The sequence below is a fragment of the Streptomyces sp. NPDC041205 genome (genome assembly GCF_055591765.1).
Genome location: NZ_JBVIZH010000003.1, coordinates 80,014 through 99,297 on the forward strand (window position 1 = coordinate 80,014; position 19,284 = coordinate 99,297).

A 19,284-nucleotide genomic window follows, 5' to 3' on the forward strand; every position below is an offset into this window, starting at 1 on the left:
GGTCCCGGCGGGCGGCGGCACAGGCCCTAACCCTCCCGGGCCGCGTTCGCCTCGCGGTGGGCCTTGGCCAGCTCCACGTACAGCGTGCCGTTGAGGGAGATGCCCGCGCGCTCCTCCTCGGTCAGCTCGCGCTTGACCTTCGCGGGGACGCCCGCGACCAGCGAGCCGGGCGGCACCCGCATCCCCTGCGGCACCAGCGCCTGCGCGGCGACGAGGGAACCGGCGCCGATCACCGCGCCGTTGAGGACCGTGGCACCCATGCCGATGAGGCAGTCGTCCTCGACGGTGCAGCCGTGCAGGACCGCGTTGTGGCCCACCGAGACGCGTTCGCCGATGAACATCGGGAAGCCCGGGTCGACGTGCAGGGTGCAGTTGTCCTGGATGTTGCTGTCGGCCCCGATCTCGATGGGCCCGCAGTCGGCGCGCAGCACCGCGCCGTACCAGGTGCTCGCGCCCGCGCTCAGCGTCACCTCGCCGATCACCACCGACGTGGGTGCGGTGAAGGCATCCTGGTCGACCTTCGGCTCCTTGCCGGCCAAGCCCATGACGAGTGCCTGCTGGCTCATCGGCTCGCTCCCTCTTTCCCGTGCTTTCCCGTGCTTTCCGTGCTTCCCGTGCCGCGGGTGGCGGCATCGCGTCGTCGTCCCCGTGCCGCGCCTGAGCGAACCGTACGGGACGGCGGGGCGGCCGCCGCCGTGTGGGGTGAAGATCACAGGTCGTCGGTGTGCTCGGCGCGCGCCCGGCTGAGTAACGTGAGCGGGTGCCCAGGAACAAGAACGTGTTCTCATCGCTGGCCGCCTGGCGGCGCGGTATGGCGCAGCGCGCCGTCCACGCCGGGTGGGACTGGGTGCAGCGCACCGGCGCCGTCACCGCGCGGCGGCCCGGACGGCTGCGGTTCGGCGCGATCGGCGAGGGCACGCGCCTCGCCTTCCCGCAGGGCACGGTCTTCGGAGCGCCCTGGATCCGGCTCGGCGCGCACTGCATCGTCGGCGAACAGGTCACGCTGACCGCCGGGTTGATGCCCGACCTCGACCTCGGCCCCGACCCGATCCTGCGCATCGGCGACGGCGTCGTGCTCGGCCGCGGCAGCCATGTCATCGCGGACACGACGGTGACCATCGGCGACGACTGCTACTTCGGTCCGTACGTGTACGTGACCTCGACGAACCATTCGTACGACGACCCCCATACGCCGATCGGCAAGCAGTGGCCGCGGATGGAGCCCGTCGAGATCGGGCCCGGCTGCTGGGTCGGCACCGGCGCCGTGATCCTGCCCGGGGCCCGGATCGGCCGCAACGTGGTGGTGGCCGCCGGCGCGGTGGTGCGGGGCGAGGTGCCCGACCACGCGGTGGTGGCCGGGGCGCCCGCCCGGGTCGTGCGGACGTGGTGCGCGGAGCGGGGCTGGGAGCCGCCGCTGCGGACTCCGGCGCCGGTTCCGATACCCGAGGGGATCACGCCGGAACAGCTCCTCGCGCTGGGCGAGTTGACCGACCTGGAAGTGGCGCGGCTGGCCGAGGTCGAGGGGAACGTCTGAGCGGTTCCGGTGGCACTCTGAAGGGGCGCGGGGCTGTGTCGATCTGCGGCTCCGCCGCGTGGGCGCGACCAGCCACGACGGACCCGCGGGCGCACGACGGCCCGGTGTGGCACATCCAGCGGCGCGCTGCCGTGGCTCAGCCCGTCGCCAGCAGCACCGTGCCCACCAGCGCAAGGCCCGCCCCCGCGGCTTGCACCCCGCGCAGCCGTTCCTTGAGGAGGCCGCGCGCCGCCAGCGCCGTCACGATCGGGTAGAGCGAGGCGAGCACGGCGGCGACGGTGACGGGACCGCGCTGGGCCGCCATCGCGTACGTCCCGTTGGCGGCGACGTCCGCGAGTCCCACGAAGGCGAGCGCGGGCAGCGCGCTCCAGATGACGCCCATTCCCTGGCCTTCGGGGAGCGCGACGGCGCCCCGCCGCACGGAGACGTACAGCGCCGTGCCGCCCGCGAGCACGTTGGTCACGCGCTGGACGAACAGCGCCAGGAACAGGCCGGTGACGCTGCTCGACGCCTCCGCGATGAGGGCCATGACCGCGCCGAAGCCGAAGGCGGCGAGGAGGGTCAGGAGCACCGCCTGCCGCTGCACCGGTGCGCCGCGCAGCTCCGGACCGCCCGCGAGGACGATGCCCGCGACGGCCACCGCGATGCCCGCGAACTGCCCGATGCCCGGCCGCTCGCCCAGCATGAGCCCGACGCCCACCGGCACGGCCACGCCGAGCGAGCCGAGCGGTGAGACGACGCCCATGGGGCCGAGCGCGAGGGCCTTGTAGAAGGCGAGCATCGCGACCGGGCCGACGAGTCCCGCGCCGACCGCGAACCACAGCTGCGGGCCCCACTCGCTCCAGGCGCCGGTGGAGGCCACGATCACGCCGAGGACGATCACCGCGACGCACTGGGAGGCGACGACCACCGTGAGCGCCGGGATGCGCCGGGTCAGCAGTCCGCCGCCGAAGTCGGCGAGGCCCCACAGCAAGCTGGTGGCCAGGGCGAACAGTGCTGTCAGTCCCGTCATGGGAAGCCTCGCAGTACAGTGTGGTGAACCTTCGGGAACCATCAGGTGCACCACACCGTAGTTCAGTACAGTGAACTCTGTCATCCAAAATATTGGACGGAATGTGTCGGACCTCGACCAGCTGACTCAGTCGCTCGCGCGCAACCTCAAGCGCTGGCGCACCGAACGGAACTTCACGCTCGACGCGCTCGCGGCCCGCGCGGGCGTCAGCCGCGGCATGATCATCCAGATCGAGCAGGCCCGTACGAACCCCAGCGTGGGCATCACGGTCAAGCTCGCGGACGCGCTCGGCGTCAGCATCACCACCCTGCTCGACTACGAACAGGGGCCGCACGTGCGCCTTGTGCCGCCCGAGCAGGCCGTGCGGATGTGGTCCACGGAGGCGGGCAGCGGCACGACGCTCCTGGTCGGGACCGAGTCGAGGGGCCCCTTCGAGCTGTGGACGTGGCAGTTGATGCCGGGCGACGGCAGTGACTCCGACGCGCACCCGCCGGGGACGATGGAGTTGCTGCACGTGCGGACCGGCGAGCTGACACTGGTCGTGGACGGCGAGGAGCACCTCGTGGTGGCCGGGTCGGCGGCGTCGTTCGAGGCCAATGTGGCGCACGGATATCACAACAAGGGTGCGGAGCCGGTCGAGATGACGATGGCCGTGTCGGTCCCGCCCGCTCACGCGGGAGCGTACTGAGTTACCGTGCCGCCATGCGTGCTCCTCTCGGTGACTTCGACGTAGTCCGCCCCGCCCCCGAAGCCCTCGACCTCCTTGTCGCCCCCGTCGCCGCCGCCGTCCGCGGCTGGAGCGGGGCCGTCCCCGCCGACGAGTTGATCCATGTCGACACCGACCCGCAGTGGGCCGACACCGCCACGTTCGTGGAGCACTACGGCCCCGAACTGCTCGCCCGGTCCGCGAACTGCGTCGTCGTCGCGGGCAAGCGCGGGGGTGAGACGACGCTCGCCGCGTGCCTGGTCCTGTCGGCGGCGCGCGTCGACGTCAACGGCGTCGTACGCCGCCAACTCGGCGCCCGCAAGGCGTCGTTCGCGCCGATGGACACCGCGGTCGGCGAGACCGGCATGGAGTACGGCGGCATCACCCCCATCGGCCTGCCCGACGCCTGGCCGCTCCTTGTCGACGCCGCGGTGGTGGACCTGCCGTACGTCCTGATCGGCAGCGGCAGCCGACGCGGCAAGCTGATCGTGCCGGGCAAGGCGTTCGCGGGGCTGCCGAACGCGACGGTCATCGAAGGGCTCGGCGTCTGACCGGGCGGGGCGCGCGGGCCGGGGCAGGCGTCCTGACCTCCGCGGGGGCGGGAGCCAACGCCCCTTCGGGCCCTAGGAGATGACGCCCTCCGCCCGCAGCCGCTCGATGTCCGCCACCTCCCGGCCCAGCTCCGCCAGGATGCGCTCCGTGTGCTCGCCCACGCCCGGCACCGGGTCCATGCGCGGACTCACCCCGGACAGGTCGGCGGGCGGAACGAGGGCCTGGATGCCGGGCGCCGCTCCCGGCAGGCCCACGTCGCGCCAGCGGCCGCGCTCGGTGAGGGCCGGGTGGTCGAGGAAGTCCGGGACGGTGTTGACGCCCGCGTTGGCGATGTTCGCGGCGTCGAGCAGCGCCGTCGCCGCCGCGCCGTCCAGCTCCGCGAACCGGGCCTGGATCGCCGCGTCCAGCTCTTCGCGGTGCGCCACCCGCGCGGAACCGTCGGCGAAGCGCGGGTCGGCCACCAGCTCGGGCCGCCCCAGGAAGTCCTCGCAGAGCGCCGCCCACTCCGGCTCGTTCTGCACGGAGAGCAGCACCTCCTTGCCGTCGGCCGCGGTGAACACGCCGTACGGCGCCACCGTCGCGTGCCGGGCGCCGACGCGCGGGGGCTGCGTGCCGCCGTACCGCGTGTAGTACGCGGGCTGGCTCATCCACTCGGCCAGCGCGTCGAAGAGGGACACCTCGACGGCGGGCGCCCGGCCCGTCGTCGCGCGCGTGAACAGCGCCGACAGGATGCCGCTGTAGGCGTACATCCCCGCCGCTATGTCGGCCACCGAGATCCCGACCCGCACCGCCTCCTCGGGTGTGCCCGTGAGCGAGAGCAGACCGGTCTGGCACTGCACCAACATGTCGTACGCCTTGCGGTCCGCCCAGGAGCCGCTGGTGCCGTAGCCGCTGACCGTGCAGGTGATCAGGGACGGGTGGCGGGCCTGGAGGTCCGCCGCCCCCAGACCGAGGCGGTCCGCCGCGCCCGGCGCGAGGTTCTGCACGAACACGTCGGCGCCCGCGAGGAGTTCGCGCAGGACCTCCTGCCCGGCCGCCGACTTCACATCCAGCGTGAGCGATTCCTTGGAGCGGTTCAGCCACACGAAATAGCTGGCCTCGCCGTGCACGGTGGTGTCGTAGCGCCGTGCGAAGTCGCCCCCGCCGGGGCGCTCCACCTTGATCACCCGGGCGCCGAGGTCGGCGAGCTGGCGGGTCGCGAAGGGCGCGGCGACGGCCTGCTCCAGGCTGAGAACCGTGATGCCGGTGAGCGGCAGGGGGTGCGGCACGGCCCCTCAGCCCCTCGTCCCGCGGTACTCCTCGTGGAACTGCTCGAACGACACCTCGTAGCCGTCCGGGTCCAGGCCCACGAAGATCCGCGCCCAGTCCGTGTCCTCGGGCTCCGTGAGCACCGGCAGTCCCTCGGCGCGCCACAGGGCGTGGGCCGCGTCGAGGTCGGGCGTCGGCACGGCCAGCGTGAAGCCGAGGCCGAGCGGGCCCCGGCGGGCCGCCGCGCCGCGCTCCTCGTCGTAGTACCCGTGCGCCTCCCGGGCCGTCAGGATCAGCCAGGTGTGGCCGAAGGTGAGATAGCGCAGGTGCGGCTGCTCGTCGTTCGGCAGCTCGCGGAAACCGAGCTTCAGGTAGAGGTCGCCGGAGACCTGGAGATCCTTGACCCGCAGGCCGATCTTCAGCTGCTTGCTGCCCATCATGCGGTACGCCCCTCCCGTGGCCGCGCCGGACGGGGTCGCCCGCCGGCGTGCGACGACCGTACCCGGGGGCGCGGGCCGGGGCGCGACCACCGCCGTTCACCTGATGCTCACGAGGGTCGGCACGATCGGTCTCGCGCACCTTGTGCGCAGTTCAGCCAGGGCGGTCACCGTGCTGAACAGGCGCCTTTCCCGCAGTCGGCCGCACGCTCACCCGCACCACCGCATCGCCGCACTCCCTTCGCTTCCCCGTGTCGCCCCGCTTCCCCCTCCCCGCTCCTGTCACTCCAGCCCGTCGGTTTCAGCGGACCCCCGTCCGTCCCCATCGAACGGAGAACGTGTCATGCCCGCGACACCCCTCACGCCTGCTCTCGCACCCGCCCCCGCGGCCCAGGCCGCACCCGCCGCCCCGGTCCCCCCGTCCACCGCCCCCGCGCCCTCCACCCCGGCCGCCCCCGACACCCCCCGCTACGTCCCCTCCATCGCCGACTCCGAGGAGCAGATCCGGGCCGCCCAGCGGCTCCGCTTCCGGGTCTTCGGCGAGGAGATGGGCGCCACGCTCGACACCTCCGTACCCGGGCACGACATCGACGCGTTCGACGCGCTCGCGGACCACCTGATCATTACCGACACCACCAGCGGCGACGTCGTCGGCACCTACCGCCTGATCCCGCCCGGCCGCACCGAACGCCTCTACTCCGACGGCGAGTTCGACCTCTCGGCCCTGCTTCCGCTGCGCTCCGCCACCGTCGAGGCCGGGCGTTCCTGCGTGCACCCCGACCACCGCTCCGGCGCCGTGATCAACCTGATGTGGTCGGCCCTCGCCCGCTACGTGCTGCTCTCCGGCCACCGCTACCTGGCGGGCTGCGCCTCCGTGCCGCTCGCCGACGGCGGCACCGCGGCCGCCGGTGCCTGGCTGCTCGGCACCGCCAAGCACGTCTCGCCGCCCGAGCTGCGCGTGCACCCGCACCGCCCGTGGACGCCCGGCGACCCGGCCGGACACCGGCCGACCTACGCCGACCTGCCGCCGCTCCTGCGCGGCTATCTGCGCCTCGGCGCCTGGATGTGCGGGGCGCCCGCGCACGACCCGGAGTTCGACTCCGCCGACTTCTTCGTGCTGCTCGACACCGAGCGGCTGAGCGACCGGCACCGCCGGTTCTTCCTCGGCGACGCCGAGCGTGGCCCCGCCGCGTCGGGGAGGAGGGCGTGAACCCCTGGGCCGTGGACGCGGGCTGTCCGCGCGCCTGCGCGGTACGGCCCGTGACCCGGGTCGGGCCCGCCGAGGAGGCGCTGCGGTACGCGGCCGTCGCCCGGGAGCTCGGGCGCAGCCTGCTCCTGGGCGAACGCCTCGCGGGGGACACGGCGCCGCGCGTCCAGGCGCGGCGGGTCCTGCGGGCGCTCGGTGTCGACCTGGAGGCGGCCCTCGCGCCGCTGAGCGTGCCGGGCACCGACACCGGCACCCTGATCGTCGCCAACCACATCTCGTGGCTGGACGTCGTCGCGCTGCTCGCGGTCGAGCCGGTGTCCTTCGTGGCCAAGAAGGAGATCGGCCGGTGGCCCGTGGTCGGTACGCTCGCGCGCCGCATGGGCACGCAGTTCATCGACCGTGAGGGCGGTCGGCGGGAACTTCCCCTGATGGTCGGCGAGTTGGCCAAGACGCTGGCGTCCGGGCGGTCGGTGCTCGTGTTCCCGCAGGCCACCACGTGGTGCTCGGTCGGCTCCGGGAGGTTCCGGCGGGCCGCGTTCCAGGCCGCGGTGGACGCGGGCGTGCCGGTGCGGCCCGTGACGGTGGCGTACCGGCAGGGCGGTGCGGCCAGTACGGCGGCGGCGTTCCTCGCGGACGAGGGGTTCGGGGGGTCGCTGCGGCGGGTGGCGGTCGCGCGGGGGCTCGCGGTGCGGGTCACCGCGCACGAGCCGCTGCACGGGCACGACCGCAAGGTGCTCGCGGCGCGGGCGTGGGCGGCGGTGTGCGCGGGGGAGGGCGCGGCGTCGGCGGGGGCGCACGGCTGAGGCGGGCCCGCGGCCACGGCGTGTGACCGCGTACGTTCAACTCGTGTTCACGGGGCGCTCGCGCGCCGCTGGCACGCTCGTCCCGCTCATCCCACCCCCTGCGAAAGAGGACCACCGGTGCCTGTCACCCGAAAGCTCCGTACCTCCCTGCTCTCCGCGAGTGCCGTGGCCGGCGCCGCCGCGCTCGTCCTCCAGGCCGCGCTGCCCGCGCGGGCCGCCGCGGACTTCGACGTGACCGCGACGGTGGAGACCGCGCCGGTGTCGCACAGCGGGGACGCCGCCGACGACCCGGCGATCTGGGTGCACCCGGACGACCCGGCGAAGTCCGTCGTGGTGGGCACGGACAAGAAGGGCGCGCTGGAGGTGTACGACCTCAAGGGCGCCCGCGTCCAGCGGATCGACGGGGACCACGGCAACAACGTCGACGTGCGCGGCAACATCGTCGTGTCCGCGGACGACGAGGCCGCGGGCGGCGACGGCGCGCTGCACGTGTACCGGATCGACCCGGCGACGCGGCGCCTGAAGCACCTCAAGGACGTCCCGACCGAGGTCACCGCGCACGGCGTCTGCCTGTACAGCTCCCCGGAGTCGGGGAAGCTCTACGCCTACCCGAACTCCACCTCGGGCCGCGTCGAGCAGTGGGAACTCGCCGTCAGCGGCGACACGGTGACGGCGACCTCCGTGCGGCTCTTCGACGCCGGGTCCGCCGTCGAGGGCTGCTACGCGGACGAGAGCACCGGCAAGCTCTACCTCGGCGAGGAGGACGTCGGCGTGTGGGTGTACGGCGCCGAGCCGGGCGCCGGGACCGCCCGCACCAAGCTCGACTCCACCGGCTCCGGCGGCCACCTCACCGCCGACACCGAAGGCATCGCCGCCGCCGGGAACCGTCTGTTCGTCTCCTCGCAGGGCAGCAACGACTTCACCGTGTACGACCGGCGCAGCGGCGCCTACCTCGGCCGCTTCGGCGTCGCGTCCGGCACCGCCGCCGACGACTGCGAGGACACCGACGGCATCGACGCCACCGCCACGGGCCTCGGCTCCGCCTTCCCCAAGGGCGTGTTCATCTGCCAGGACGGCTCCAACGGCGCACCCGGCTCCAGCGGCAACCAGAACTTCAAGTACGTACCGCTGGAGCGGATCACCGACCGCGTCTGACCCCGGCTTCGGTCCCGGCCCGGCTCACCAGCCGGTGAACAGGAGGTGGTTGACGGCGAGGGCGAGCACCGCCTGCGTCGTCAGCCACGTCCGCGCGGACGGGCGGGGCAGCAGCGCGGCCGCGGGCAGCAGGAAGAGCGCGAACGGCAGCCAGATGCGTTCCGTCTCCGCCTTGCTCATGCCGGACAGGTCCGCGGCGGCGACCGCGAGGAGGGACACCAGGACCAGGCCCACGAGGCGGTCGGCCGCCGTGGTGTCCCGGGTGCGCCAGCGGCGCGCCGCGCCGGGCGCCGCCGTGAGCGTCCGCCGCAGCCCGGCCACCGTCGCGAGCCCGACGACGAACACCGTGCAGGCCGGATTGGCCCACACCCAGTACCAGTAGGGCCGCACGCCCGCCGCACCCTGGTAGTAGCGGTCCACCAACAGGTGGTACGCCTCCCACCAGTTGAAGCCGAACGCCGTGAACACCAGCGGCACCACCGCCGCGCCCGCCACGAAGTACGGCAGCGGGCGTGGTGTCCGGGCGATGAGCACGACACCGGCGGCGATCAGGGCGAAGAGCGTCAGACCGTACGACAGGTAGCAGGCCAGACCGAACAGCAGGCCGGCACCGGTGGCGGCGAGGGCGGGGTGGCGGGTCGTGCGCGTCGCCGCCAGGGCGAGCAGCGCCGTCATCCAGGCCGTGACCGCGGCGAAGTAGCCGTCCGCCGACGCCCCCGTCCACACGGCGGCGGGCGCGAGCACCAGGAACGGCGCCGCGCGGCGGGCCGTCGCCTCGTCCGCGAGGGCCCGCACCGTGAGGAGCACGGCGAGCACCGCCGTGCCGCCCGCCGTGATGACGAACGCGCCCGCCCATCCGCCGCCGCCCAGGCCGATCCGGTCCAGGAGGACGAACGTCAGGGGAGCGGCCGGGGGATGGCCCGCGGTGTGCGCGGGCCAGTGGTACTCGCCGGGCACCTGCACGATGTGCCGTGTGAACTCCCGCAGCGCCGCCGGGATGTCGTCGAACCGGTCGATCACCCGCAAGTACTCGTACTTCGTGGTGAGGCGCTCGGCGACGCCGCGGTGCCAGCCGTCGACCAGGGCGAGGGACCAGATCCACGCGGTGGCGGCCGCCCACGCGCCCGCAAGCAGCGCCCGCCAGGGCAGGCGTGCGGCGAGCGCGGGCCCGTACGCGACGACGGCCGTGGCCACGGCGAGCGCGGCCGGGGTGCCCGGGCCGAGGTGCGGGTCCCACTTGGCGTACAGGGGAGGCCAGTTGACGTGCAGGCTGCCGTCGTGGTCCTCCAGGTACCGGCCGACGACGACGGCCGCGGTGACGAGGAGGACGGCGAGGACGGCGGCTACGAGGTCGCGGCGGGGGCCTTGTCGGCGTGACCTGGACGGGTGCGGTGCGAACGGGCGTGGTTCGGGGTGGTTCACGCTTGGCACGGTAGGCCGCCGGGGGCCTCGGACGGTGTGCGCGCGGGGCCGCGTCACCGGACCGTCAGATCTTGTGGATCCGGGGCGCCCCGTCAGCGTTTCGTCATCTGTCGCGGACGCCGAACCGCAGGTCGCGCGGCTTACGGTCGGGACAGGGCGACGGACCCACGTCGCGTGGACCGCCGAGGACGCAGCATGCGCGACGCACCCCCACCTTCCCGCAGGACCCCTCGTCGGACCTCGTTCCGCGAAGCGTCGACGAAGCCGACGAGACTCAAGGACCACACACCGTCGGCGCCCGGCTTCTGGCGCAGCCCGCTGCGCGGGACGTGGTTCACCGCCGTGCTCGGCACGGTGCTCCTGTTCGGGACGACCCTCCTGTTCGTCACCGGCCTGCTGTCGTACGCCGCGTACAACCCCGGCCTCGCGCCGGTCAACGACAAGACACCCGACAAGGGCCTGCTCGGCTTCTACCTCTTCGCCTGGCCCACCGACCCGCACTGGCTGTACCGGCTCACCCAGGGCCTCCACGTCACCGTCGGGATCACGCTGATCCCGGTGCTCCTCGCCAAGCTGTGGTCGGTGCTGCCCAAGCTCTTCGCGCTGCCGCCCGCGCGGTCCCTCGGCCACGCCCTGGAACGGCTCTCGCTGCTGCTGCTCGTGGGCGGCGCCCTCTTCGTGTTCGCCACCGGCGTCCTCAACGTCCAACTGGAGTACGTCTTCCCGGGGTCCTTCTACCCGCTGCACTTCTACGGCGCGTGGGTGTTCTTCGCCGCCTTCGTCGCGCACGCGGCGATCAAACTGCCGCTGACGGTGCGGGTGCTGCGCGCGGGCGGGCTGCGGGAGCGGCTGCGTACGCGGGAGGGACGTGGGGCGGACGGGGGTGCCGGGCGCGAGGCGGACGGCGGTTCCGGGCCCGGTGCCGAGGGCGGGGACGGGCTTGCCGCACCCCGGCCCGCCGAGCCCACCGTGTCCCGGCGCGGCGCGCTCGGCCTCGTCGGCGGGGGCTCGCTGCTGCTGTTCGCCACGACGGCGGGGCAGAGCTTCGACGGATGGCCGCGCGCCACGGCGCTGTTCGCCCCGCACGGTGGCGGCGACCCCGGCCGGGGGCCCGGCGCCTTCCAGATCAACAAGACCGCCCGGTCCGTGGGAGTCGGACCGGACCGCACCGGCGAGTCCTGGCGGCTCGTCGTCACGGGACCCGGCCGCACCCTGCGCCTGACCCGCGCCGACCTCCTCGACCTCGCCCAGCACACCGCCGACCTGCCCATCGCCTGCGTCGAGGGCTGGTCCACGTCCGACCAGGCGTGGAGCGGCGTGCGGCTGCGGGACCTCGCGGCGCTCGCCGGATACGACGGGAACGCCGCCGACGCACCCGGCGTCCTCGTCGAGTCCCTCCAACTCCGGGGCTCCTTCCGCAAGGCCGCCCTGCGCGACAACCAGGTGCGCGACGCCCGCTCCCTGCTCGCGCTGCGCGTCAACGGCGCCGACCTGACGCCGGACCACGGCTACCCGGCCCGCGTCATCGTGCCCGCCGCACCCGGCGTCCTGAACACCAAATGGGTGTCCCGGCTGACCTTCGGAGAACTGTGATGAAGCAGGTGCCCTCCCTGCTGCGGCGCTGGTACGGGGAGGGCCCGCTCCACCTTCTGCTGCTCCTCGCCTCGTTCGCGCTCGCGCTCTACGCGGGCGTGCGGCTGCTCGCCGACGACTGGCTCATGGTCACGGTGTGGTTCGTGGGCGCGGCGCTGCTGCACGACCTGGTCCTGGTGCCGGTGTACGCGGCCGCCGACCGCGCGGTGACGGCGCTGGTCGGCGGGCGCGGTGGCGGGCGCCGGGCGCGGACGATGTACGTCCGCGCCCCGGCGGCGCTCTCGCTGCTGCTCCTGCTGGTCTGGTACCCGCTGATCACCCGTCAGGTCCCGCGCTACGAAAGGTCGACGACCCTGCCCGCCGACGTGTTCCTGACGCGCTGGCTGCTCGTGACGGCGGCGCTGTTCGCCGGGTCCGCGCTGTGGTGCGCGCTGCGCGTGTGGTCGGCGTCGCGGTCGGGGCGGGAGGCGGGGGCCGGGCGCGAGGCGGGCACGGGGCGGGAGGCGGGCCCGGGGCGGGGCTGACGTGCGGTGGGGCTGTGCGCGGTGCGGAGGGTGTGTGCGGCGCTCGCGCGGCGCGTGTCCGGTGCGCCCCGCGCCGCGCGCCCGTCGGCTCCCTCGCGCGGGTCCCGGCGGCGCAGCGCCACGAAGCGGCGGCCGTCCGCCGACCACTGATCGGCGACCTGCCAGCCCGCCGCGCGGGCGTGACCGAGCAGCGCGGGCGTGCCGATCCTGGCCCATGGGAACACCTCGCCGGGATCGGCCTGCCCCCGGCCGTCGTCGAGGTGTACGCGCACCCGCTCGTCGATGTCGACGGGCGCGGTCTCGGCGATCAAAAGACCGCGCGGCGCCAGGAGTTCGGCCACCCGCGCGAGCAGGGCGGCGGGGTCGCCCCCGATGCCGATGTTGCCGTCCATGAGCAGCGCGGTGCCCCAACGCCCCTTACCCGGCAGCGTCTCGAACACCGACCGGCGCAGCGCCGTCCCGCCGAGCCCCAGCGTGTGCCGGACCGCCGCCTCGCTCACGTCGACGCCGAGTGCGCGCCGGCCGAGGGCGGCGAGCGCGGCCACCAGGCGGCCCGGGCCGCAGCCGATGTCGAGGACGGGCCCCGTGCAGCGGCGCAGCGCCGACAGGTCGGCCGGGTCGGGCGCCGCGCACCAGCGCTCCACGTCCAGCGGCAGCAGCCAGCCGTCGGTACGGCGCAGGAACAGCGGGCCGCGCCCGGCGCGCAGGGCGTCCGCGTACGGCCCCGAGCACCACGAGGGGATCGCGTCCGGGGGCGGCACGACCGTGCTCATCGGCGCCCGGCCCCGGCCAGGCGGGCGAGTTCCGTCGCGAACCGGGTGTCCGGCGCGGCCGCCGCGACCGCCGCCGCGTCGGCCGCCGTGTCGACGTCCCGCAACACCGGCAGGTCCCGCACGCGCAGCCCCGCGGCGGTGAGGCGGGCGCGTTGGACGGCCCCCGTCGTCTGCGTGGACATCGGCACGCCCCGCAGCAGCCCCGGATCGGGCGCGGCCAGGCCCAGCGCCCAGAACCCGCCGTCCGCCGCCGGGCCGAACCAGGCGTCGACGCCGCGCCGGGCATCCGCGGCGAGCGCGGGCGCGAGCAGTGCCGGGGTGACCTGCGGGGTATCCATGCCGACGAGCAGCGTCGGCCCCGCGCAGGCACCGAACGCCCCGGCGAGCCGCTCGTCCAACCCGCCCGCACACTGCGGCCTCACGTCGACGCCGTCCGGGAGCCAGCGTCCCGGCGCCCCGTCGAGCACCAGCACACGCCGTCGCGCGGGCACGGCGAGCATGGCGCACAGGGTGTCGACGAGCGCGGCCTCGGCGAGCCGAGCGGCTTCCTCGGGCGTGTAGGGCGGGGTGAGCCGGGTCTTCACGCGGCCGGGGACGGGGGCCTTGGCGATGATCAGGAGGGTGAGGTCGGAGGTCATCGCGTCGAGTCCTCCCGCGTCGGTCGCGCCCCCGTGCCCGGAGGTTCGGCGAGCACGGCGCGCATGTCCCTTACCGCCTGCCAGGTGCCCCGCCACGTACCGGTGACCTTCGACGTGCCGGTGCGCGGCAGATAAGGCACGTCCCGCTCCTCGACCCGCCAGCCCGCGTCCGCGGCCCGCACCACCATCTGGAGCGGATAGCCGCTGCGCCGGTCCGTGAGGTCCAGGGCCAGCAGGTCCGCGCGACGAGCCGCCCGCAGCGGGCCGAGGTCGTGCAGGCGCAGGCCGGTGCGGCGGCGCAGCATCCGGGCCAGCGCGAGGTTGCCCGCGCGTGCGTGAGGTGGCCAGGCGCCGCGTGCCTGGGGGCGCCGACGGCCGAGGACGAGATCGGCGCGGCCCGCGGCCACCTCGCGTACGAACGGTTCGAGCTCACGCGGATCCATGGACGCGTCGCAGTCGCAGAAGCAGACCACGTCCGCCTCCGCCGCGGCGAGCCCCGCGTGGCAGGCGGCGCCGAATCCGCGCCGCGGCTCCCGCACGACGGTCGCCCCGAGGGAGCGCGCCAACTCCGCGGAGCCGTCCGTGGAACCGTTGTCCACGACGATGGCGCGCCAGCCCACGGGGACGTGCGCGAGCACCCACGGCAGCGCGGCGGCCTCATTGAGGCAGGGGAGGACGATGTCGGCCCGCGTGGGTGGAGGCGGGGCGGTCGGGGCCGGGGACACGGAGGTGCCGAGAGGGCCGCGGGTGGCGGGGGAGGAGTGGTTCACGGCATTCACCCTACGGAGCGAAAAGGGGCAAAACGGGCGCCGCTTCCTTACGAAACACGGACGTCGGATCCGCGTGGAACCGGGGCGGCGCCGGGCCCTCGCGGACGCTGTCCGCCCCTGCTCGCGAGCGGCCGCCAGTCCTTACGAAACGAGGACGGCCGCAGGCCGCGGCGGCTTCCGGTCCTCGCGCGCGGGGGTGTGGTGCGAGGCTTGTCGCATGGACACAGCACCCTCGGGTCCCGGCGCCCGCGAGCCCGCGATCCCCGGCAGCGGACCCGGAGCCATCCCCGGCCCTGGCGCCGGGCCCGGCTCTGGCGTGGGCACCGGTACCGGCCCCGGCGCCCATGTCCTCGTCGTGGACGACGACCGCACCGTCGCCGAGGTCGTCACCGGCTATCTGGTCCGCGCCGGGTACGAGGTGGAACAGGCGGAGGACGGCCCGGCCGCCCTCGAGCGCGCCGCCGGCCGCTGGCCCGACCTCGTCGTACTCGACCTGATGCTGCCCGGCATGGACGGCCTTGAGGTCTGCCGCAGGCTCCGGGCGCGGGGGCCCGTGCCCGTGATCATGCTGACGGCGCGGGGCGACGAGGACGACCGGATCCTGGGCCTCGAGATAGGCGCCGACGACTACGTCACCAAGCCGTTCAGCCCGCGCGAGCTGGTGCTGCGGGTGGAGTCGGTGCTGCGCCGCAGCCAGGCGTCCGCGCCCCGCCCGCGCCCCGGCGGCTCGCTGCTTCGCGCGGCGGGCCTCAGCCTCGACCCGGAGGGCCGCCGCGCCACCAAGGGTGGCTCCGAACTCGCCCTGACCGTAAGGGAGTTTGACCTTCTCGCGTTCTTCCTGCGCCACCCCGGGCGGGCCTTCGGGCGGGAGGAGCTGATGCGCGAGGTGTGGGGCTGGGACTTCGGCGACCTGTCCACGGTGACGGTCCATGTGCGCAGGCTGCGCGGAAAGGTGGAGGACGACCCGGCGGCGCCGCGGCTGATCCAGACGGTGTGGGGGGTCGGGTACCGCCTCGACGGCGCGGATCCGGAGCGGGGTGCGGAGGCGGATCCGGGTGCGGATGCGGCCTCGGGGCCGGGTGCGGATTCGGCCTCGGAGAGGGGCTCGGGCACGGCTCCGCAGCCGGTTGCGGGCGCGGACTCGAAGGCGGCTGCGGACCGGGCGGACGTGGCCACGGATTCGAAGGCGGCTGCGGACCGGGCAGGCGCGGTCGCGGCCCCGCAGACGGCCGCAGACCCGGCCCACGCGGTCGCGGCCCCGCACACCCAGCCCGGCGGGAGCCACCCCCGCCCATGAACGACATCCTCCTCATCGCCGTCTACGCCTTCCTCGGCGCCGTCGCCGCCGGACTGCTCGGCGCCCTCGCCCTGCGCCTGCTGCGGCACCGCTCCCTCGTCGTGTCGCTGACCGTCGTCGTCGCCGTGGCCGTGACCGCGATGCTCGCCGGGACGCTGGCCGTGGCCTGGCAGATGTTCCTGTCCCGGCACGACCTGACCGTGGTCACCGTGGTCGTCGCCATGGCCGCCGCGGTGTCGCTGGCCACCGCGCTGCTGCTCGGCCGGTGGGTGGTGGCCCGCAGCAAGGCGCTGACGCTCGCGGCCCGTCACTTTGGCACGGGCGGCAGCTTCGCCGCGCCGGACGAGCCCGCGACCGCCGAACTCGCCGCCCTCACCCGGGAACTGGAGTCGACCAGCGCGCGGCTCGCCGAGTCCCGGGAGCGCGAACGGGCCCTGGAGAGCTCCCGCCGCGAGCTGGTCGCCTGGATCTCGCACGACCTGCGGACGCCGCTCGCGGGCCTGCGGGCCATGGCGGAGGCCTTGGAGGACGGCGTGGCGGCGGAACCCGACCGTTATCTGCGACAGATGCGCACGGAGGTGGAGCGCCTGAACGGCATGGTCGGCGACCTCTTCGAACTCTCCCGCATCCACGCGGGCGCGCTCGCCCTGTCGCCGTCGCGGATCTCCGTGTACGACCTCGTGGGTGACGCGCTCGCCGGGGCGGACCCGTTGGCGCGGGAGCACGGCGTGCGGCTCGTGGGGCGGCGCATCGACGCGGTGCCGATCGAGGTCGACAGCAAGGAGATGAGCAGGGTCCTGGGGAACCTGCTGGTCAACGCGATCCGGCGAACTCCGGCCGACGGTACGGTCGCCGTCGCGGCGGAGTCCTCGGACGACGGCGTCGTGCTGTCGGTGACGGACGGCTGCGGCGGCATCCCCGAGGAGGACCTGGGCCGGGTCTTCGACACGGGCTGGCGCGGCACCCACGCCCGTACGCCCCCGGCGGGCGCGGGCCTCGGCCTCGCCATCGTCCGCGGCATCGTCGAGGCCCACGCGGGCCGCGCGGCGGTACGCAACGTCTCCGGAGGCTGCCGCTTCGAGGTGGTCCTGCCACCGGCCGGACCGGCGTAGGGCCGCCAGACCGGCGCGGGCTCCTGCCGACCCGCCGGACCGGCCCCGGGCCACGCCGAGCGCACCGCCGCCCGGCGCGCCCTCACCGCGAGCCCCGCGCAGGTGCCCCACCGCAGCGTCCGCCGCGCAGGCATCCGGCGCCGCAGCGTCCGCCGCGCAGGCATCCGGCGCCGCAGCGTCCGCCGCGCAGGCGCCCCGCGCCATGACGCCCGCCGCGCAGGCCCCCTCACCGCACCCCCGCCCCCGCGAACTCCCGCATCCCCGCCGCGAAGCCGACCTCCGGCCGCCATCCGAGCGCCGCCCGCAGCCGCGCCGAGTCCGCCGTCACATGGCGCACGTCGCCGAGCCGGTACTCCCCGGTGACCACGGGCGCGGGGCCGCCGTGGGCGGCGGCGAGGGCGCGGGCCAGCTCGCCGACGGTGTGCGGGTCGCCGCTGCCCGTGTTGTACGCGGTGAACGTCCCGGCCGCCGCCGCGTCCCGCACGGACTCCAGAGCCGTCGCCGCGGCCGCCGCCACGTCCCGTACGTGCACGAAGTCCCGCCGCTGGCCGCCGTCCTCGAAGACGCGCGGCGCCTCACCGCGGGCGAGTGCCGAGCGGAACAGGGCGGCCACCCCGGCGTAGGGAGTGTCGCGCGGCATGCCGGGGCCGTACACGTTGTGGTAGCGCAGCGACACCGCGCGGCCGTCGGTCGAGCGGGCCCACGCGGCGCTCAGGTGCTCCTGCGCCAGCTTCGTCGTGGCGTACACGTTGCGCGGGTCGACGGGCGCGTCCTCGGTCACCAGGCCGGGCGCCAACTCCGCGCCGCAGGACGGGCAGCGCGGCTCGAACCGCCCGGCCACCAGGTCCTTCTCGGCGCGCGGCCCGGGCCGCACCACGCCGTGCCGCGCGCACACGTACCGCCCCTCTCCGTAGACGACCATCGACCCGGCGAGCACGAGGTCCCGCAGTCCGGCCCGCGCCATCGCGGCGAGCAGCACCGCCGTGCCCAGGTCGTTGCAGCCGACGTACGCGGGCGCGTCCGCGAAGTCCTTGCCGAGCCCCACCATCGCCGCCTGGTGGCACACCGCGTCGACACCGGCCAGCGCCGACTCCACGCCGTCGGGGTCGCGCACGTCCCCGACGACGAGCCGCTCCCCGGGCCGGGCCGCGCGCGGCGGTCCGCTGTGCGCGGAGGCGAGCACCGCGTCGTACGAGACGACGTCGTGGCCGCGCGCGAGCAGCGCGTCGACGATGTGTGTTCCGATGAACCCGGCTCCGCCGGTGACCAGTACCCGCATGCCGCCCACGCTAGGCAGCGAACGGCCCGCCGGGCCCGCGCCGGGGCCCCGCGTCACCGTTCCGTAAGACCCTGCCCCGGGCGGCCGTCGTCGCCGTGGCCGTACAGCGCGGTCGTGCGGACCCCCGCCTGGAACCGCGTCCGCACCCCGAGCACCGCCATGATCCGGCTCATCCGGCGCTCCACCGTGCGCTGGGCCACGCCGAGGCGGCGGGCGATGGCGCTGTCGGTGAGCCCGGCGCGCAGATGGGCGAGCAGCAGTTCGTCGTCGGGGGAGAGCCCGGCGTGGGCGGCCGGGGCCGGGGGCCACAGGGGTGTGGCGCGTTGCCAGAGGAGTTCGAAGAGGGCGATCAGCCCTTCGAGCAGCGCGGACTGCTGGAGGACCAGGATCTCCTCCTCGCTGGGCAGCACGAACGGCACCAGCGCCACTTTGCGGTCGGCGACGACCAGCTTCAGCGGTACGTCCGCGAGGACCCGGCTCTCCTCGCCGCGCTCGGCGAGCTCCCGGGTGGCCTCCACACGGCCGGGGCCGTCGAGGCCCGCCTGGTCGTAGATCGCGCGATAGCGCAGGCCCTTGTCCAGGCGCTCGCGCTGCACGGTGTCCTGACGCCGCAACGGCTCCACCACATAGGGCGGTTTGTCCAGGATCAGCATCTCGCTCTTGGCCATCTGCTGGGTCTGGAAGAACTGCTGGGCGATGGCCTCACGCCCGCGCAGCACCTGCACCGGCGAGCCCTCGCCGCGCAGCCGCCCGGCCCGGAACTCCTCGGCGAGCCCGGCCGCGGCGAGGCGCGCGTGCGCGATCTCCTCCTGGCGGCGCAGCGCGAGGACTTCGAGCGCCACGTCGGGCGGGGCCGGGGTGAGCCGCTCCGTACCGTCCGCGGCACCCGTCAGGAGCCCCAGCTCGGCCAGCGAACGCACATGCCCGCGCACCGACTCCTCGGAAAGGCCGGTGGCCGCAGCGAGCGCGGTGAGCGTCGAGCCGGGGGCCGCGAGGAGCGCGCGGTACACGCGCTCGTCGCCGGGGTCGACGCCGAGCCCGGTGAGCACCGGGGCGTGCGGGGGTGGCGGGGGTGGCGGGGTCTGCTCCGGTGTCGCGTCCATGCCACCGTCTTCCCTGTCCTGGGCGTCGGAATGCCGACAGTGGCGGAACTCCGACGCTCCCACGGGCACGGACCCCGGTACGGTCATGCCTGTCATGGATGCGGTTGTCATGAACGCCG

General features: G+C 74.9%; 18 protein-coding genes and 2 pseudogenes. 10 read left to right on the plus strand and 10 right to left on the minus strand.

What is annotated here, in order from left to right; translation table 11 throughout:
- Window positions 1-26 precede the first annotated feature (26 nt).
- On the minus strand, window positions 27-566 hold the full coding sequence (locus ACZ6BG_RS14535) for a gamma carbonic anhydrase family protein (protein ID WP_469000485.1): 540 nt from the start codon (window positions 564-566) through the stop codon (window positions 27-29).
- Window positions 567-760: 194 nt separating this feature from the next.
- Between ACZ6BG_RS14535 and ACZ6BG_RS14540 the strand changes: the two genes are divergently transcribed.
- Window positions 761-1,534: an acyltransferase gene (locus tag ACZ6BG_RS14540; RefSeq protein ID WP_469000488.1), complete on the plus strand. Its 774-nt coding sequence runs from the start codon at window positions 761-763 to the stop codon at window positions 1,532-1,534.
- 136 nt (window positions 1,535-1,670) lie between these two features.
- On the opposite strand, the gene ACZ6BG_RS14545 is transcribed toward ACZ6BG_RS14540, so the two are convergent.
- Window positions 1,671-2,537 carry an EamA family transporter gene (locus tag ACZ6BG_RS14545; RefSeq protein WP_469002886.1) on the minus strand — a complete coding sequence of 289 codons (867 nt, stop codon included), beginning with the start codon at window positions 2,535-2,537 and terminating at the stop codon, window positions 1,671-1,673.
- Between the two features lie 112 nt (window positions 2,538-2,649).
- On the opposite strand from ACZ6BG_RS14545, the gene ACZ6BG_RS14550 reads away from it, so the two are divergent.
- A complete protein-coding gene (locus ACZ6BG_RS14550; RefSeq protein ID WP_469000490.1) occupies window positions 2,650-3,234 on the plus strand; it encodes a helix-turn-helix domain-containing protein in 585 nt (194 codons plus the stop codon).
- A gap of 14 nt (window positions 3,235-3,248) precedes the next feature.
- On the plus strand, window positions 3,249-3,803 hold the full coding sequence (locus ACZ6BG_RS14555) for a YbaK/EbsC family protein (protein ID WP_469000493.1): 555 nt from the start codon (window positions 3,249-3,251) through the stop codon (window positions 3,801-3,803).
- A gap of 72 nt (window positions 3,804-3,875) precedes the next feature.
- Here ACZ6BG_RS14555 and ACZ6BG_RS14560 read toward each other — a convergent pair whose 3' ends face one another.
- Window positions 3,876-5,072 (minus strand): CaiB/BaiF CoA transferase family protein, encoded by a 1,197-nt coding sequence (locus tag ACZ6BG_RS14560; RefSeq protein ID WP_469000495.1) that lies wholly within the window; start codon window positions 5,070-5,072, stop codon window positions 3,876-3,878.
- Window positions 5,073-5,078: 6 nt separating this feature from the next.
- Window positions 5,079-5,492 carry a VOC family protein gene (locus ACZ6BG_RS14565; RefSeq protein WP_468482209.1) on the minus strand — a complete coding sequence of 138 codons (414 nt, stop codon included), beginning with the start codon at window positions 5,490-5,492 and terminating at the stop codon, window positions 5,079-5,081.
- A 340-nt stretch (window positions 5,493-5,832) separates the two neighbouring features.
- On the opposite strand from ACZ6BG_RS14565, the gene ACZ6BG_RS14570 reads away from it, so the two are divergent.
- The 3 genes from ACZ6BG_RS14570 to ACZ6BG_RS14580 all read left to right on the plus strand — a co-directional run bounded on the left by ACZ6BG_RS14570 (window position 5,833) and on the right by ACZ6BG_RS14580 (window position 8,654).
- Window positions 5,833-6,699 (plus strand): GNAT family N-acetyltransferase, encoded by an 867-nt coding sequence (locus ACZ6BG_RS14570; protein WP_469000498.1) that lies wholly within the window; start codon window positions 5,833-5,835, stop codon window positions 6,697-6,699.
- Complete coding sequence (locus tag ACZ6BG_RS14575) at window positions 6,696-7,499, plus strand: lysophospholipid acyltransferase family protein (RefSeq protein ID WP_469000500.1); 804 nt, start codon at window positions 6,696-6,698, stop codon at window positions 7,497-7,499. The genes ACZ6BG_RS14570 and ACZ6BG_RS14575 overlap by 4 nt, the downstream gene beginning before the upstream one ends.
- Window positions 7,500-7,616: 117 nt before the next feature.
- Window positions 7,617-8,654 carry a phytase gene (locus ACZ6BG_RS14580; RefSeq protein ID WP_469000502.1) on the plus strand — a complete coding sequence of 346 codons (1,038 nt, stop codon included), beginning with the start codon at window positions 7,617-7,619 and terminating at the stop codon, window positions 8,652-8,654.
- 24 nt (window positions 8,655-8,678) lie between these two features.
- Here the strand turns inward: ACZ6BG_RS14580 and ACZ6BG_RS14585 are convergent, their stop codons facing one another.
- Window positions 8,679-10,076 carry a hypothetical protein gene (locus tag ACZ6BG_RS14585; protein WP_469000505.1) on the minus strand — a complete coding sequence of 466 codons (1,398 nt, stop codon included), beginning with the start codon at window positions 10,074-10,076 and terminating at the stop codon, window positions 8,679-8,681.
- Between the two features lie 195 nt (window positions 10,077-10,271).
- Between ACZ6BG_RS14585 and ACZ6BG_RS14590 the strand changes: the two genes are divergently transcribed.
- Together ACZ6BG_RS14590 and ACZ6BG_RS14595 are read left to right on the plus strand one after the other, a co-directional pair.
- The gene (locus ACZ6BG_RS14590; protein WP_469000508.1) at window positions 10,272-11,669 is read left to right on the plus strand and encodes a molybdopterin-dependent oxidoreductase; all 1,398 of its coding nucleotides are present in this window, start codon (window positions 10,272-10,274) and stop codon (window positions 11,667-11,669) included.
- Entirely contained in the window at window positions 11,669-12,193 is a 525-nt protein-coding gene (locus tag ACZ6BG_RS14595) for a hypothetical protein (RefSeq protein ID WP_469000510.1), read from the plus strand. Before ACZ6BG_RS14590 ends, ACZ6BG_RS14595 begins: the two co-directional genes overlap by 1 nt.
- 77 nt (window positions 12,194-12,270) lie before the next feature.
- Here the strand turns inward: ACZ6BG_RS14595 and ACZ6BG_RS14600 are convergent.
- The 3 genes and pseudogenes from ACZ6BG_RS14600 to ACZ6BG_RS14610 form a co-directional block, all read right to left on the minus strand.
- A pseudogene (locus ACZ6BG_RS14600) lies at window positions 12,271-12,966 on the minus strand (methyltransferase domain-containing protein); the annotation flags it as partial.
- A complete protein-coding gene (locus ACZ6BG_RS14605; protein WP_469000512.1) occupies window positions 12,963-13,604 on the minus strand; it encodes a TIGR04282 family arsenosugar biosynthesis glycosyltransferase in 642 nt (213 codons plus the stop codon). The gene ACZ6BG_RS14605 and the pseudogene ACZ6BG_RS14600, both read right to left, overlap by 4 nt.
- A complete protein-coding gene (locus ACZ6BG_RS14610; protein ID WP_469002889.1) occupies window positions 13,601-14,329 on the minus strand; it encodes a glycosyltransferase family 2 protein in 729 nt (242 codons plus the stop codon). Before ACZ6BG_RS14610 ends, ACZ6BG_RS14605 begins: the two co-directional genes overlap by 4 nt.
- 262 nt (window positions 14,330-14,591) lie before the next feature.
- Here ACZ6BG_RS14610 and ACZ6BG_RS14615 point away from each other — a divergent pair.
- Together ACZ6BG_RS14615 and ACZ6BG_RS14620 are read left to right on the plus strand one after the other, a co-directional pair.
- A pseudogene (locus ACZ6BG_RS14615) lies at window positions 14,592-15,425 on the plus strand (response regulator transcription factor); the annotation flags it as partial.
- A gap of 242 nt (window positions 15,426-15,667) precedes the next feature.
- Entirely contained in the window at window positions 15,668-16,783 is a 1,116-nt protein-coding gene (locus tag ACZ6BG_RS14620; RefSeq protein ID WP_469000514.1) for a sensor histidine kinase, read from the plus strand.
- A 226-nt stretch (window positions 16,784-17,009) separates the two neighbouring features.
- Here ACZ6BG_RS14620 and ACZ6BG_RS14625 read toward each other — a convergent pair whose 3' ends face one another.
- Window positions 17,010-18,062, minus strand: a complete 1,053-nt coding sequence (locus tag ACZ6BG_RS14625; RefSeq protein WP_469000517.1) for an NAD-dependent epimerase/dehydratase family protein — start codon at window positions 18,060-18,062, stop codon at window positions 17,010-17,012.
- A 53-nt stretch (window positions 18,063-18,115) separates the two neighbouring features.
- Entirely contained in the window at window positions 18,116-19,165 is a 1,050-nt protein-coding gene (locus ACZ6BG_RS14630; protein WP_469000520.1) for a winged helix-turn-helix transcriptional regulator, read from the minus strand.
- Between the last annotated feature and the right edge of the window lie 119 nt (window positions 19,166-19,284).